The following is a 15,033-nucleotide window of genomic DNA, read 5'->3' as shown; positions in this document are numbered from 1 at the left end:
GACTCGCGAACCGCAGAAAGCGCGACCGTGCCTCCGATTCTAGCATCCGTGCCGGGACGGATCGCGAGAGCGCGCTCGGAGTTCTGCGTCAGTCCGCGAGCAGCGCCCTGGCCTCGACCACGTCGGCGTTCATCTGCGTGATGAGCGCTTCCAGCCCGTCGAAGCGCTCGGTGCCGCGCAGGCGATGGGCGAAACGGATCTCGAGCGTGCGCCCGTAGATGTCGTCGGAGAAGTCGAGGATGTACGCTTCGACGCGCGATGCCTCGTCGGGGGTGAAGGTCGGATTGTTGCCGACCGAGATGGCGGCCGGGTGCGCCACTCCGTCGAGCACCGCCCAGCCGGCGTAGACGCCGTCGGCCGGCACCAGCCCCTCCACCGTCCCGCCGAGGTTGGCGGTGGGGAAGCCGAGCTCGCGCCCGCGCGCGTCGCCGTGCACCACTTCGCCGCGCACCGCGACCGGCCGACCGGTCATGCGCCCGGCGCCCTCGACGTCGCCCGCGCCCAGCGCCTCGCGGATGCGGGAGGACGACACCTGTCCCTCCTCATCGTCCTCGACCCAGTCGAGCACCTCGGCCGTGAAGCCGTGCTGCTCGCCGAGCTCGCGCAAGAGGGCGCCATCACCCGAGCCGCGGTGCCCGAACCGGAAGTCGGCGCCCATCAGAATGTGCTTGGCGTTGAGCCTGCCGACCAGCACATCGACGACGAACTCCTCGGCGGGGATCGCGGCGAACTCGGCGTCGAACTCCACCATGACGCAGGCATCGAGGCCGAGGCCCGCGATCGCCTCCAGCCGCTGGGCGCGGCTCATGAGCGGGCGCGGGCAGGCTTCGGGGCGCAGGTAGCTGAGCGGATGATTCGCGAAGGTGAAGGCGACGCTGCGCGCGCCCGTCGCTCGCGCCTCGGTGCGCATCCGCCCGAGAATCGCCTGGTGGCCCAGGTGGAGCCCGTCGAACTTGCCGATAGCGACGGAGCTGCCCGAAGCGAAATCGGCGGGCCGGATCGCCTCGAGCGTCTCGATGATCTGCATCAGGCGGATCCTGCACGACCCGTGCTGCGGAGCCAGATCAGGCCGAGCACCGGCAGCACGAGCGGGATGAAGAGGTAGCCGCTGCCGAAGAAGGACCAGACCGAGGGGTGGCCGAAGAGCTGCGGTTCGACGATGCTGAGGAGGCCCACGACGAGCACACCGCAGAGTTCGAAGATCAGGGCGCCCCAGGCGATGGTGCGCCACACGCCGCGACGTTTGATCAGCGCGATCGTCGCCACGATGTAGACGGCGCCCGAGAGCGCCGACAGCGAGTACGCGAGCGGGGCCTCGTCGAACTTCGCGATGATCTGATAGATCGATCGGAAGGTCGCGGCGAGCGCGAGCACGATGTAGACCGCGATGAGCACGCGGCCCAGGCCGCCGAGCCGATCGGACGCGTTCGTCGCGGAGCTCGGTTCGACTGGTCCCCGTCCCGGGTCGGCCGAGCCCGGCTTCGCCGAGCGCCCGGCCGTCCGCGGGGCTGCGGGGGCTGCTGCTGGCGATGCGGTGGCTTCGGATTCGGCGTTCGACACGCGGATCAGTGTACTCGCCTCTGACGAGCTCGCCGGGGCCGCGGGTCAGCGCTCGTCGTGCCCGACGGTCGCGAGGAATACCTCGCCATGACCGGTGATGCAGATCGGCTCCCCCGCCGAGACGTACAGCGACTGCCCTCGACGCGCGCTCACGACCTCCGAGGGCTGCGCATCGGGGCGCTCGATGCGCACCTTGCCGGCGGTGACGACGAGCACGACGGGAGACGGCGCCGGAAGGTCGATGCGCGTGGCAGCGTCGGCATCGGAGAAACCGCTGCCCGTCTCGGCATCGGCTTCGCGCACGCGCGCCCGCATCAGCTGGAACTCGGGCACCTCCGGGCGCCAGGCGATCAGACCGTGGTCGAGGCGCTCGGACGGGAAGCGCGGATCCACGAGTTCACCGGTGTTCACGATGCGACAGAGCTCTTCGATGTCGATGTGCTTCTGCGTGAGCCCGGCGCGCAGCACGTTGTCAGAGGACGCCATGACCTCGACGGCGACGCCGGAGAGATAGGCGTGGATCTGCCCGGCCCCCAAGAAGATCGCCTCCCCCGGGGCGAGGTGCACGAGGTGCAGCAGCAGCGACACGAGCACGCCGGGGTCGCTGGGATGCGCTGCGGCGAGCGCGCGGAGAGCGGCGAGGCGATCCGGATCGATGGTGCCCTCCTCGAGGGCACGCTCCCAGAACCCGATGTCCCCGGCCTCCGCGGCGGCCAGCACCTCCGCGAGGCAGGCGAGGGCGGCGGTGATGCACGTGTCGCGGGTGAACACCCACGTCAGGAAGTCGCGTCGCAGCTCCCCCGCGTCACGCCCGACGAGACGGCAGGCGGCGCGCTCGAAGCCCTCCGCGCCGTCCGTGAGGCCCAGCTCGCGCGCGGCGGCGGCCAGCAGCAGCAGGTCTTCGCGAGCATTCGCGAGATCGCGGAACCCGCTCAGCGCCGTGACCTCGCTCAGCGCGACCAGCAGCTCGGGCTTGTGCGTCGGATCGCAGTAGTTGCGCTCTCGGGCGTCGCGCGGCACGCCGGCCGCTTCTTCGGCGGCGAATCCGGCCGCCGCCTGGTCGCGATCGGGGTGGACCTGCAGCGAGAGGGGCGCGCCGATGGCCAGCACCTTCAGCAGGAACGGGAGCGGGCCGCCGTCGACGCCGTACCGGTCGGGGTCGCTCTCCACCAGGTCGATGAGCGTGTGCTGCACGGGGGTGGCCTTCGCCACGTGCGCGGGGCTGCCGGGGTGGGTTCCGAGCCAGAGCTCGGCCTGCGGCTCGCCGGTGGGGGCGGTCCCGAGCATGTCGGGCAGCGCTTCGGTCGAACCCCACGCGTACGCCCGCGGGGTGTTCTCGATGAAGATCAGCACGTTACTCCTCCGCCTCCGCACATCGGCCGTTGCGCTCCGGCTGTCTCGGGGGCTCCCCGTGCGCACCGACCGCCGCAGGGCATGAACTACCATACCGACTATGTCGGAGAGCAAGACCAGACTCGGTGTGAGCGCGTTCGCGATCTGCGTGTTCATCCTGACGCTGGGCAGCAACGGGGTCCGCAATCTCGTGGGATGGCCCGGATTTCTGGGGCTCGCCGTGGCGCTCGTCGTTTGGGGAGTCGTCATCTTCGTGCGCGAGCGGCCGGAGCGCTTCCGGTGGTATCGCCTGCCCGCGCCGCTGTACTGGTTCCTCGGACTCGCGATCCTCTCGATTCTCTGGTCGCAATACCGGTTCGAGAGCGTGCTCGGCGTGGTCGCCCAACTGGCGACGACGCTCCTCGCGGTCGTCATCGCGTTCGTGCTGTCGTGGCACGAGGTGCTCCGCACCCTCGGCACGGCGCTGCGCTACCTCATCGGGCTCTCGCTCGTCTTCGAGCTGATCGTCGCGGTGTTCGTGCAGCGCCCGGTGTTCCAGAACTTCATCGAGGTGCCAGAGTCGGGCAAGGTGTCGAAGCTGCTCTACTGGAGCCGCGACCTGCTGTTCGTCGGAGGCCCTATTCAGGGGCTCGTCGCCAACTCCGTGCTGCTCGGCTTCATCGCGCTGCTCGGGTTCATCGTCTTCGTCATCCAGCTGCGCGCCGGGCTCGTGCGCCCCGTGCGCGGATGGTTCTGGGTCGCGCTCTCGTTCGGCACGATCCTGCTCACCCGCGGCGCGACCGTGTGGGTGGCGCTCGCGGCCGTGGTGGTCGGCCTGACCCTCGCGCTCTGGGCGCGGCGGCTGGGGCCCGAGCGACGCGTACCGCTCTACGCGACCGGCGGGGCCGTGCTGGTGGCCGCGCTCGGGCTCGTGCTCTTCGCCCGCGACTTCGTGTTCGGGCTGCTCGGCAAGAGCGGGGACCTCACAGGACGCGTCGAGACCTGGCAGAAGGTCATCGACCTTGCCGAGCAGCGGCCCTGGTTCGGCTGGGGTTGGATCAGCTATTGGGCGCCGTGGGCCGAGCCCTTCGCGTCGCTCGACGAGAAGGCGGGCCTCCAGGTGATGAGCGCGCACAACGCCTGGCTCGACGTGTGGCTGCAGCTCGGCATCGTCGGGCTGCTGGCGTTCGCCCCGCTCATCGTGCTCACCACCTGGCGCGTCTGGTTCCGCGCGGTCGACCCGCCGCGGCGCGGGTACGGCCCGCCGCTGACCTACGCGACGAGCGCGCTCTGGCCGTTCCTGGTGATGATCGCGCTTCTCGTGCAGTCGCTGACCGAGAGTCGGCTCATCATCGAGGGGAACTGGCTGCTGCTGGTGCTGCTCGCGGTGAAATCGAGGTTCGATTTCCAGCTGCCCTCGCTCGAGGCCGAACCCACGCAGCTGCCCTGGCGCCGGATTCCCATCACGCAGGAGACGGGCGCCATCGGGGTGCAGCGATGAACGCGTTGCACTTGACCACCGAGCGCCTCGTACAACTGCGGTCCGAAGCGCGGATCGAGCGCGAGACCATCTTGGAGCATCTCGTGCGCGACGGCGAGGATCCCGCCACCGCCTACGCGGAGACGCCGGAGGTCGACGACTTCGTCGTGCGTGCCCTGCGCGACGAGATGCTCGAGGATCGCGGATTGCTCGCCGAGTTCGGGCTCGCACGCCTCGCCGCGCGCGCCGGCGGGACCGACGCCGCGATTCATCAGCGCAACGCGGATCGCGTCGAGTTCGAGCTCCTCCGCGAGATCGCGGCGAGCGCGCCCCCGCTCACCGTCGCCGTATGGCGCGCGGGGCAGGAACTGCACGTCCACGAGGACTGAGGCTGCGGACTGAGGCTGCGGTCACGGCGCGGCGCTGTGCTCAGGCCGCGGGCGTCATGCCGCGGCACTGCTGCCCCGCCGCCGTTCTTCGCCCCCGATACTCGCGTCATCGATCGGCGCGAACATCACCCGCGACGGCGGCCGCTCGCGTTTTCGGCGTCCCAGTGCGGTCACCCAGTCCACTGAACCATCGGCGTGCTGCGTCATCTCGATTCCCGCGTGATGCTTCATCGTGTGATGCCTTCGGCACAGCACGGCGAGGTTGACGACCGAGGTGGCTCCTCCCCGGGCCGCGTCGTACGTGTGATCGATATCCGCACGGAAGGGCACGACTTGGCAACCCGGGAACCGGCAGTGCTGATCCCGCGCTCGGAGGTACCGGAGCAGTTCCTCGGAGGGTCGGTATCGATCCACCGCGAGCACCGCTCCGGTCGCGTCGTCGACGGCTACCCGGTCCCAGCCGCGAGCGAGGCCGGCGAGGAGTCGCGCGCGGTCCGCGCCGATCGCGCCGTATCCACTGAGCGCCGCGGGCGCGGCGAGCCCCGGGCTCGGCTGGGCGCCGCCCGGAACGGTCGGAACGGTCGGGGCGGTCGGAGCGGCGGCCTCGTCCGCCAATGCGCTCACCGGAACGATCACCTGCACGCGCGCGTCGATCCGTTCACCGCTCACTCCGCCGTGCGCACGCCAGAGCTCCGACGGGTCGCCGTTGAGCAGGAGATCCGTGAAGAGATCGGCCCGCGCCTGATCGAGCGTGCGCGGAGCGACGACCCCGGTCTCGCGAGACCCGCTCCCGCTCGCCAGAGACTCGGCGCCCTCGCGGTCGGCCTCGACCTGAGCCTGAGCCACCCGCGTCAATCGGTCGTGCAGCGCCGTGGCGAGCACCGCGTCGACCACCGCGTGCAGTTCCGCCATTCCATCGTCGAGCGGCGTCACCCAGACTCGTCGTTGCTCAGCGGCCTCCGCGCTCCGTTCGGCGATCGTGCGCCCGGCGAACCGCTCCGCCAGCACCTTCGCGGCGCGTCGAGCCCGGTTCGGGGTTTCGGCCTCCGCGATCTGCACAGCTGCCCGCGTGTACGCCTCGCGAGCGGCGGCGTCGGCGATGACGAGCCCGGCGTCGGCTACCGCCGATGCGTGCGCCACCGACATGCGCCCCGCGGCCAGCGAAGCATGCGCCGCCGCGAACTTCGTGCACAGGTCGTGGGAGCGCTCGATGAGGGCTTCCGCGCTGCGGTCCGCAATTCCGAGCGCGAAGCCGACCTCGGCCGACGCCGCCCGATGCACGAGCTCTGCCGCTCGCCCCGTGCGCCGCTCCGCTTCGCATACCGCATCGGCCGCCTCCCGTACACGCGCCAGCAGCATCCGCTTGCGCGCCTCGAGCGCCCTCAGTTCCCGCTCGACCGCGGCCAGCTCGCTCACCGCCGCGTCGAGCTCGGCGCCCTGCGGCTCGGGAAAGAACGATGCGGCTTCCATGGATCAAGCCTGCCCGCGACCACCGACGTTCCAGGCCCCTCAGCCGCCCTTCCCGGTCCAAACATCGCGAGCGAAAATTGTTGAGCGCCCTACAAAACGACGCCGCAGCTCCCTCAGTACCCGGACGCGCCCATCCCGCCCTCGAGCACGGTGCGGCTCGACGAGAGCCCGAGCCGACTCGCACCGGCGCGCAGCATGGCCTCGGCATCCTCGCGACTGCGGATGCCGCCCGACGCCTTGATCGCGAGGCGATCCCCCACCGCGTGCTTCATCACCTCGACGGCGTGCACCGTGGCGCCGCCCGACGGATGGAACCCGGTCGACGTCTTCACGAAATCCGCCCCGGCCGCCTCGGCCGCACCGCACGCGGCGACGATGGCGTCGTCGTCGAGCGCGGCCGACTCGATGATCACCTTGAGCACGGTCGGTGCGGGCACGGCAGCGCGCACGGCGCGGATGTCGGCTTCGACCGCATCGAAGCGACCGTCGAGCGCGGCCCCGATGTCGATCACCATGTCGATCTCGTCGGCCCCCTGCGCAACGGCGAACTCCGCCTCAGCGGCCTTCACGGCGGAGCGATGCTTGCCGCTCGGGAACCCGCACACCGCCGTCACCTTCAGCGCGCTCCCCTCGGGCAGCGCCAGCGGCAGCTCGCTCGGCGAGACGCACACACTGTACACACCGAGCGCTGCAGCCTCGGCGACGGCCTGCTCGACGTCGGCGCGACGACCCTCGGGCTTCAAGAACGTGTGGTCGATCGCACGGGCGAGGTCGGAGACGGCATCGAGATCGGAAACGGCGGCGAGGTCGGAAACGGCGGCTGAGTCGGGTGCGGCCACGGTGGCTCCTGTTCAGAACGGAGGATCAGCAGCCCCGGATCGGACCGCTCCATTCAATGCTAAGACGCGCCCGCACGCCGCGCGGCACCGCCCCAGCCACCTCCACGCCCGCGCCGCTAGACTGAGCCGGTACTCTGCCCGCCGCACGCCCAGAGAGGCTCGCCCCCGATGCCGACCATCCTGCAGAACGTCGTTTTCCCCGTCGCCAAAGACCCGGACGTGCTGCCGCTCTACGCGGACGCCGAGACCTGGACGACGGTGCGAGGCCGACCCGTGCGGCTCAGCGAGAATGCGCACATCGATCACGTGCTCTCGCGCGACAGCATGCGCGTGCGCTCGGGCCATCGCGTCTCGTACGCGAGCTATTTCAACGCGTTCCCGGCCGCGTACTGGCAGCACTGGACGGTCGTCGACACGGTGCAGCTCGAGCTGCGCACGCAGGGGCCCGGCACCATCATCGTGTACCGGTCGAACGCCTCGGGCGTGCAGCAGCGCGTCGATTCGCAGGCCGTGACCGGCGAGGCGACGACGACCTTCGATCTGCCCCTGCGCTCCTTCAGCGACGGCGGCTGGTACTGGTTCGATCTCATCGCGAGCACCGAGGATCTCGAGTTGCAGGGCGGCCGTTGGTCGACCGACGCTCAGCCCGTCGAGACCGGCAAGCTGAGCCTCGGCATGACGACGTACAACAAACCCGACTACTGCGTCGGCACCCTTCGCAACGTCGCCGACAACCCCGGTCTGCTCGACGGCATCGACCGCATCTTCCTCGTCGACCAGGGCACCCGGAAGGTGCGCGACGAGTCCGGCTTCGACGAGGTCGCTGCGGCGCTCGGCGAGAAACTGCAGGTCATCGAACAGGGCAATCTGGGCGGCTCGGGCGGTTTCGCCCGCTCGATGTCGGAGACGCTGGAGCGCGAGGACACCGACTTCCTCCTCCTGCTCGACGACGACGTGGAGTTCGAGGCCGAGAGCGCCCTGCGCGCCCTGCAGTTCGGTCGCTTCAGCCGCACCCCGGTGATCGTGGGCGGCCACATGTTCGATCTGCTCGACAAGCCGGTGCTGCACGCGTGGGCCGAGGTGGTGCGGCCGGGGCCGTTCCTGTGGGGCCCCTCCTTCGACGATCAGCACCGCCACGACTTCCGCAAGCGCAATCTGCGTCAGACGCCGTGGATGCACGCACGCCTCGACGCCGACTACAACGGCTGGTGGATGTGCATGATCCCGAAGAAGATCATCGCCGAGATCGGCCTCTCGCTTCCCGTCTTCATCAAGTGGGATGACGCCGAGTACGGCCTGCGGGCGCGTGCTGCGGGCTACCGCACCGTCTCGATGCCCGGGGTGGCCCTCTGGCACGTCTCCTGGATCGACAAGGACGATTCGCAGGACTGGCAGGCGTTCTTCCACACCCGCAACCGCATCATCGCCGGTCTCCTGCACTCCGATCAGCCGGGCAGCGGCAAGCTGCTGCAGAACAGCGGTCGGCAGGACATCAAGAAGCTGCTCAACATGCAGTACTATGCGACGCAGCTCGCGGTCGACGGCATGCGCTCGGTGCTGCGCGGCCCGAGCAGTCTCCACGAGGATCTCCCGAAGGTTATGCCGGCGGCCCGCGCTCAAGCTGCCGATTTCCCGGAGACGCATGTCTACCGCTCCGGCGATCCGGACACTCCGCATGCCCGCGGCGGCCGCGCGCTCCCGCTGCTCAAGAGGCCGAAGGACTACCCGACGGGCCTCCGGCTCGGCGCGTTCACCGCGCGCATGATCCCGACCCACTGGCGGCGCACCGTGAGCGAGCACGACGCGCAGGCTCCCGAGCTCGAGTACGCGAAGGTCGACGCGCTGTGGTGGCGCATCCCGCGGCACTCCAGCGTGCTCATCGGCGCGGCCGACGGCAGCGGCAAGATGTGGTACCGCCATGATCAGGCGAAGTTCCGCCGCCTCCTGAAGGAGTCGCGCGAGCTCGTGCGCGAGATCGAGAAGAACTGGGATCGGCTCGCCGCCGAGTACCGCGCGGCGCTGCCCCAGCTCACCTCGCCGGAGGAGTGGAAGCGCACCTTCGAGGGCCGCTGAATGCGGAACGTCGTTTGATACTCTGGGAGGGATGATTTCGCACGGGTTCCCCCAGACCTTCACTCCCATGGAGTGGATGCTGTCGCACCCGGGCACCAACGGATACGTCTCCTCGTGGGGTGCCATGCTCTCGGGCACCACTCCCACGCGCGTCGCAGCCTAGAACGGCGCCGTCGCCGTGGCCTGCAGTGCAGCCACGCCGATGCGCTCTGCCGTTCACGCACTGTTCAGACTGCGAACGACACCTGGGAGACGCTGTGGCATCCACACCCCGTACACACGATCAGAACGTTCCGCGCTATGGAACCTTCTCCGAAGCTCGCAGGATCAGCACGATCCTGCGCAAAGAGGCCGTCGGCGGCATCCTGCTCGTCTGCGCTGCCGTCATCGCGATCGTCTGGGCGAACTCGCCCGCCGCCGATACGTACTTCGCGCTGCGCGACTTCGAGATCGGGTACGAGCCGTGGCATCTGCGACTCAGCCTCGGCGCCTGGGCCGCTGACGGGCTGCTCGCGATCTTCTTCTTCCTCGTCGGCCTCGAGCTGAAGCGGGAGTTCGTCGCGGGCGACCTGAAGCACGTGCGCACGGCCATGGTGCCCATCGCCGCCGCCGTCGGCGGGGTGCTCGTACCCGCCGGCATCTACGCGGCGATCGTCTGGTCGAACCCCGAGCTCCGCGTCGGCTGGGCGATACCGACGGCGACGGATATCGCCTTCGCGGTCGCCGTGCTCGCGATCATCGGGTCGAAGCTGCCTGCGGCGCTCCGCATCTTCCTGCTGACGCTCGCCGTCGTCGACGATCTGCTCGCGATCAGCATCATCGCGATCTTCTACACGGACAGCATCGCCGTGACACCGCTCCTGCTGGCCCTGCTCTCGATCGCGGTCTACGGAGCGATCGCGCAAGTCTTCCGGCGATTCTTCAGCACGCGGCCGCTCGCCGCCTGGGTCGTGCTGCTGCCGATCGGCGTCACCGCCTGGGCCTTCATGCACGCGTCGGGCATCCACGCGACGATCGCGGGCGTGCTGCTCGGCTTCACCATTCCGGTGCTGCACGCTCGGCGCGATGAGCAGCGCTCCTCCCCCGGGCTCGCCGAAGGGTTCGAGCACCGGTTCCGCCCGATCTCGGCGGGCTTCGCCGTCCCGATCTTCGCGTTCTTCGCGGCGGGAGTCTCCGTGGGCGGCTGGGAGGGCCTGCAGGCGGCGGTGACGAATCCCGTCACCTTCGGCATCGTGGCAGCCCTGGTGCTCGGCAAACCGGTCGGCATCGTGCTCGCCACCTGGCTGATCACGAAGGCGACGCGCACCCGGCTCGACCCGGCGCTGCGCTGGGTCGACATCGTCGGCGTCGGCTTCCTCGCGGGCATCGGCTTCACGGTGTCACTGCTCGTCGCCGAACTCAGCTTCGCTGCGGGCACCACGGCGCACGACACCGCGAAGGTCGCGATTCTCGCGGCATCGGTGATCGCCGCAGCACTCGCGGCGATCCTGCTCGGCCTCCGCAACCGGCACTACGGCCGCGTGCAGCGTCGGGATCGCATCGACGCGGATCGCGACGGGGTGCCCGACGTGTATCAGGGCAGCGCGCCGGAAGCGTGAGCCCGGCTCACCAGCCCGTTCCCACCGCCCCGGTCTCACGGCCCCGGGCTCACTGCCCCAGGCGGGCCTACAGCAGGTCGGCGAGCTTGTTGTTGTACATCGACAGCGCCGACCCGATGGCCATGTGCATGTCGAGGTACTGGTAGGTGCCGAGGCGCCCGCCGAAGAGCACGCCGTTCTCGCCCTCGGTGAGCTGGCGGTACTTGAGCAGGCGATCCCGATCCTCGGGGGTGTTGACCGGGTAGTACGGCTCATCGTCGCGCGTCGCGAAGCGCGAGTACTCGCGCATGATGACGGTCTTGTCGCTCGGATACTCGCGCTCGGGGTGGAAGTGGCGGAACTCGTGGATGCGCGTGTACGGCACGTCGGCTCCGGCGTAGTTCATGACGCTCGTGCCCTGGAAGTCGCCGACCGGCAGCACCTCCTGCTCGAAGTCGAGCGTGCGCCAGCCGAGCTCGCCCTCGGCGTAGTCGAAGTAGCGGTCGACGGGGCCCGTGTAGACGATCGGCACCGTGCCGACGACGGCGCGCTTGTTGAGCGGCTGGCTCTCGTCGAAGAAGTCGGTGTCGAGGCGCACCTCGATGTTCGGGTGATCGGCCATCCGCTCGAGCCACGCCGTGTACCCGTCGGTGGGCAGCCCCTCGTGGGTGTCGTTGAAGTAGCGGTTGTCGTAGGTGTACCGCACCGGCAGGCGGCTGATGATCTCGGCCGGCAGATCGGTGGTCGGCGTCTGCCACTGCTTCGCGGTGTAGTCGCGGATGAACGCCTCGTAGAGCGGGCGCCCGATGAGCGAGATGCCCTTCTCCTCGAGGTTCTGAGCCGACTTCGTGTCGAACTCCTCCGCCTGCTCGGCGATGAGCTCGCGCGCCTGCTGCGGCCCGTAGGCGGAGCGGAAGAACTGGTTGATCGTGCCGAGGTTGATCGGCAGCGGGTACACCTCGTCCTTGAAGTTCGAGTACACCTTGTGCACGTAGTTCGTGAAGGTGGTGAAGCGGTTGACGTACTCCCACACCGTCTCATTGGAGGTGTGGAAGAGGTGCGCGCCGTACCGGTGCACCTCGATGCCGGTCTCCGGCTCCGCCTCCGAGTAGGCGTTGCCGCCGATGTGCGAGCGGCGGTCGATGACCACGACCCGCTTGCCCGCGCTCGCGGCGCGCTCGGCGATGGTGAGCCCGAAGAAACCTGATCCGACGACGAGAAGATCCATGGCATCGAGCATACCGGCGGGGCCGGCCGCTTCCCTGCGCCGTGCCGGGCTCGCGCGCGACCCGCCCGGCAAGCGCGTAAACTTTCAGCGAGCGTCAGATGAACGGCGCAGAAACGAGCAGCACTTCCGCCCATGCCCTTCACCGCGACACCGCAGGGTCTCACCCTGCCCGACCTCACCGAGGACGTTCGGTCGGTCGACGTGCACTTCGGCGAGCACCGGGTGTGGTCGATCGATCTGCGGGATCGCGACGAGGCCCCGACCCGGGCGCTCCCCTGGCCCCCGGCACTCCACCCGCACCTCACCGGGTTCTCCGAGGTCGTGCTGCGGCGGTCGGGCGACGGGGAGGAGCTCGGACGATCGCGCGTCGCCTTCACCGAGGATCCGCATCCCACCCGAGTGGTCGACGCCGAGGGCATTCCGCTCTCGATCAACAAGTGGGGTCGCCTGGGGAAGACGCTCGGAGCGGGGAACGCCGGCGTGCAGGAGCGGATCCTCGATCGCACCGAGGAGATCATCGCGCATCTCGCCGAGATGGGGCTGCGGCCCTTCGTCGTCGGGGGCACCCTGCTCGGGGGCGTGCGCGAGGGCGCGCTGCTGCCCCACGACGACGACGCCGACGTCGCCTACCTGTCGGAGCTGCGCAACCCCGCCGATGTCGCGCGCGAGGGCTTCGCCGTGGGGCATCGCCTGCAGCAGCTCGGGTACGAGCTCGTGCGTCACAGCGCCACGCACATGCAGCTCTACTTCCGCAACGCAGCGGGGTCGGTGGATCACTACGTCGACGTGTTCACCGCCTTCTTCACCGACGACGGGAACATGAACCAGCCGTTCCACGTGCGCGGACCGCTGCGGGAAGATCAGATGCTCCCGTTCGGCACCGTGCAGATCGCGGGCCGCCCTTTCCCGGCCCCTGCAGACCCCGAAGCCTGGCTCGTCATCAACTACGACGAGAACTGGCGCACCCCGATTCCCGGGTACCATCTCGGCACGCCCCGCAGCACGTCGCGCCGATTCCAGAGCTGGTTCGGCTCGTACCACTTCAAGCGGGATTTCTGGAACGAGTTCTACACGGACGATGGGAACCCGGATCCCGATGCGCAGTGGCGCTCGGGAGCGGAGTGGATTCTGAAGCAGCGCGAGTCTCTGCGCGCCCCGGTGCTGCTGGAACTCGGCACCGGAAGCGGTGCCCTTGCCGCGCGTCTGCGGAGCGAGTCCGCGGCAGCGGCGACCCGCATCGTCGCGGCCGATTACTCCGCGAGCGCGCTCGCCGCGGCCCGCACACGCTCGAACGCGCTCGACGACTCCGGCTTCGAGACCGCGCACGTGAATCTGTACCGCACCCTCTCCCTCGACGTCTTCCGACGGCTCGGCATCACGGGGCCGGTCGACATCGTCGCGAACCACCTCCTCGAGCAGGTGGGGCACATCGCGCGCGCCAATACGCTGCGGCTCATCCGCATGGCGCTGCATTCGGGCGGCACCGCGGTCGCGACCGCGTATCGAGAGCACGCCGCGGACGTCTCGTTCGGCGATCCCACAACTTGGCACCTGAGTACGATCGATCTCGCGCGAGAAGCGCGCGCGTACGGCCTCGAAATCGAGGTGGAGCCGATCGACCCCCACCCGAACGAGCAGCAACGACGCCCCTACGGCGTGAGATTCACCCTCGGAACTCCCCCGCCCACTCGCAAGGAGACCTCGATGAAGCAACGACTGAAGCGGCTCGTCATGCGCGCTCGCCCCGCCGGTGCGCGCGCGCAGCTCGAAGCGCTCACCGAGCGCGTTCGCGAGCTCGAGAACGAGCTCGACGAGTACCGGCGCGACAGTCTCCGTGTCGCGGAGCTGCTCGACCTCGCCGAACAGCGCCTCACGCCGGCGTCGAACGACGATTCGCGCGGTGGCGCTGCGAGCTCCGCCACGACCCCCGAACCAGCACCCAGCGACACACCGAAGGCCGAAGCATGACCGAATCCGAAACCGAGGTCCATCCCGACACGCACCCGGTGCCCATCGTCGGCGCTGCGCTCTCCGCAGACGGCGAGCGCGCCCGCGTCGCCGCGGTCATCGTGACCTTCAACCGTTTGGCGAAGCTGCCGCAGACGCTCGCCACGGTGGGGGCTCAAGCGCACGAGTGCGACTGGATCGTCGTCGTCAACAACGCTTCGACGGACGGCACGAAGGAGTACCTCGACGGGCTCGACGACCCGAAGCTCGTGGTGCTGCACCTCGACGAGAACCTGGGTGGAGCCGGCGGCTTCGAGCACGGCATGGCACACGGGGTCAATCTCGGGGCCGATTACGTCTGGATCATGGACGACGACTGCTACCCCGACCCCGATGCCCTGTCGACGCTGCTCGATCAGCGCGATGCGTCGTCTCGCGCGCTGGGACGCGAGGTGCCCTTCGCCTGCTCGATCGTGAAGTACATCGACGGCTCCCTGTGCGAGATGAACAATCCGATCACCACCTGGGACTGGCCCCGCGCCTACCTCGCCGGCGTGAAGTCGCTGCTCGTCGTCGAGTGCACCTTCGTCTCGGTGCTGGTACCGCGCTGGGCCATCGAAGAGCAGGGCCTCCCCCTCGGCGAGTACTTCATCTGGTTCGACGACAAGGAGTACACGAAGCGGCTCACCCACGCGTACGGCCCGGGCATCATCGCGCTCGACAGCGAGGTGGTGCACGACATGGGCGTGAACGCCGGCGTGAACTACCGCTTCATCGACGAGAGCAACGTCTGGAAATTCGAGAAGGGCGCCCGCAACCAGGCCTCGTACCGGTTGCGCCGCGAGGGGCGCGTGTCGTACCTCATGTACTACCGACGCCTCTTCCTCGAGATGCGCGAGGGCAACGTCGCGAAGCCGGTGCGCAAGCGCATGTTCCGCGCGTTGAAGGCTGCTCGTTCGTTCGACCCGAAGCCGCGCTTCCCGAACGACCCGCGCTACCGGCGCTGAGCTGTTCGAATTCCGAATACGAATGCTGCGAGCGTCCACGTTTGAAATTATGATTGGTCGTCGCCTAGGATCCTCGTAGCATCATCGTGCCGACGCCCGGTCGGAGCGGGTGCGCTTGGAGAATTCTTGGT

General features: G+C 69.2%; 13 protein-coding genes. 7 read left to right on the top strand and 6 right to left on the bottom strand.

Annotated features, from left to right (window positions below; genetic code table 11):
• Nucleotides 1-88: 88 nt before the first annotated feature.
• From PQI23_RS08880 to manA, 3 genes are read right to left on the bottom strand one after another with little or no spacing between them, the layout of a single operon-like run.
• Nucleotides 89-1,027, bottom strand: coding sequence for a bifunctional riboflavin kinase/FAD synthetase (locus PQI23_RS08880; RefSeq protein ID WP_339973671.1), 939 nt, complete (start codon nt 1,025-1,027; stop codon nt 89-91).
• Nucleotides 1,027-1,560 (bottom strand): hypothetical protein, encoded by a 534-nt coding sequence (locus PQI23_RS08875; protein ID WP_445238418.1) that lies wholly within the window; start codon nt 1,558-1,560, stop codon nt 1,027-1,029. Before PQI23_RS08875 ends, PQI23_RS08880 begins: the two co-directional genes overlap by 1 nt.
• Nucleotides 1,561-1,605: 45 nt before the next feature.
• Entirely contained in the window at nt 1,606-2,913 is a 1,308-nt protein-coding gene (gene manA, locus PQI23_RS08870; RefSeq protein ID WP_339973669.1) for a mannose-6-phosphate isomerase, class I, read from the bottom strand.
• Nucleotides 2,914-3,013: 100 nt separating this feature from the next.
• Between manA and PQI23_RS08865 the strand changes: the two genes are divergently transcribed.
• Both PQI23_RS08865 and PQI23_RS08860 read left to right on the top strand, forming a co-directional pair.
• Nucleotides 3,014-4,393 carry an O-antigen ligase family protein gene (locus PQI23_RS08865; protein WP_339973667.1) on the top strand — a complete coding sequence of 460 codons (1,380 nt, stop codon included), beginning with the start codon at nt 3,014-3,016 and terminating at the stop codon, nt 4,391-4,393.
• Nucleotides 4,390-4,761: a hypothetical protein gene (locus PQI23_RS08860; protein WP_339973665.1), complete on the top strand. Its 372-nt coding sequence runs from the start codon at nt 4,390-4,392 to the stop codon at nt 4,759-4,761. The genes PQI23_RS08865 and PQI23_RS08860 overlap by 4 nt, the downstream gene beginning before the upstream one ends.
• Before the next feature lie 54 nt (nt 4,762-4,815).
• Here PQI23_RS08860 and PQI23_RS08855 read toward each other — a convergent pair whose 3' ends face one another.
• Together PQI23_RS08855 and deoC are read right to left on the bottom strand one after the other, a co-directional pair.
• Nucleotides 4,816-6,231: an HNH endonuclease signature motif containing protein gene (locus PQI23_RS08855; RefSeq protein ID WP_339973663.1), complete on the bottom strand. Its 1,416-nt coding sequence runs from the start codon at nt 6,229-6,231 to the stop codon at nt 4,816-4,818.
• A 113-nt stretch (nt 6,232-6,344) separates the two neighbouring features.
• Nucleotides 6,345-7,070 (bottom strand): deoxyribose-phosphate aldolase, encoded by a 726-nt coding sequence (gene deoC, locus PQI23_RS08850; RefSeq protein WP_445238417.1) that lies wholly within the window; start codon nt 7,068-7,070, stop codon nt 6,345-6,347.
• Nucleotides 7,071-7,238: 168 nt separating this feature from the next.
• Here deoC and PQI23_RS08845 point away from each other — a divergent pair, with 168 nt between their 5' ends.
• The 3 genes from PQI23_RS08845 to nhaA all read left to right on the top strand — a co-directional run bounded on the left by PQI23_RS08845 (nt 7,239) and on the right by nhaA (nt 10,741).
• Nucleotides 7,239-9,143 (top strand): glycosyltransferase, encoded by a 1,905-nt coding sequence (locus PQI23_RS08845; RefSeq protein WP_339973661.1) that lies wholly within the window; start codon nt 7,239-7,241, stop codon nt 9,141-9,143.
• A gap of 31 nt (nt 9,144-9,174) precedes the next feature.
• A complete protein-coding gene (locus tag PQI23_RS08840) occupies nt 9,175-9,306 on the top strand; it encodes a hypothetical protein (protein ID WP_339973659.1) in 132 nt (43 codons plus the stop codon).
• A 94-nt stretch (nt 9,307-9,400) separates the two neighbouring features.
• Entirely contained in the window at nt 9,401-10,741 is a 1,341-nt protein-coding gene (gene nhaA, locus PQI23_RS08835) for a Na+/H+ antiporter NhaA (protein ID WP_339973657.1), read from the top strand.
• Nucleotides 10,742-10,808: 67 nt separating this feature from the next.
• On the opposite strand, the gene glf is transcribed toward nhaA, so the two are convergent.
• Nucleotides 10,809-11,948 carry a UDP-galactopyranose mutase gene (gene glf / locus PQI23_RS08830; protein WP_339973655.1) on the bottom strand — a complete coding sequence of 380 codons (1,140 nt, stop codon included), beginning with the start codon at nt 11,946-11,948 and terminating at the stop codon, nt 10,809-10,811.
• Nucleotides 11,949-12,080: 132 nt separating this feature from the next.
• On the opposite strand from glf, the gene PQI23_RS08825 reads away from it, so the two are divergent.
• Entirely contained in the window at nt 12,081-13,916 is a 1,836-nt protein-coding gene (locus PQI23_RS08825; protein WP_339973652.1) for a DUF6752 domain-containing protein, read from the top strand.
• Nucleotides 13,913-14,902, top strand: a complete 990-nt coding sequence (locus PQI23_RS08820) for a glycosyltransferase family 2 protein (RefSeq protein WP_339973650.1) — start codon at nt 13,913-13,915, stop codon at nt 14,900-14,902. The genes PQI23_RS08825 and PQI23_RS08820 overlap by 4 nt, the downstream gene beginning before the upstream one ends.
• The last annotated feature ends 131 nt before the right edge of the window (nt 14,903-15,033 follow it).

The sequence above is a fragment of the Leucobacter sp. USCH14 genome, assembly GCF_037619215.1.
GTDB lineage: Bacteria > Actinomycetota > Actinomycetes > Actinomycetales > Microbacteriaceae > Leucobacter.
The sequence above is the reverse complement of the archived record's forward strand: the minus strand, read 5'-3'. Positions and strand labels throughout refer to the sequence as shown.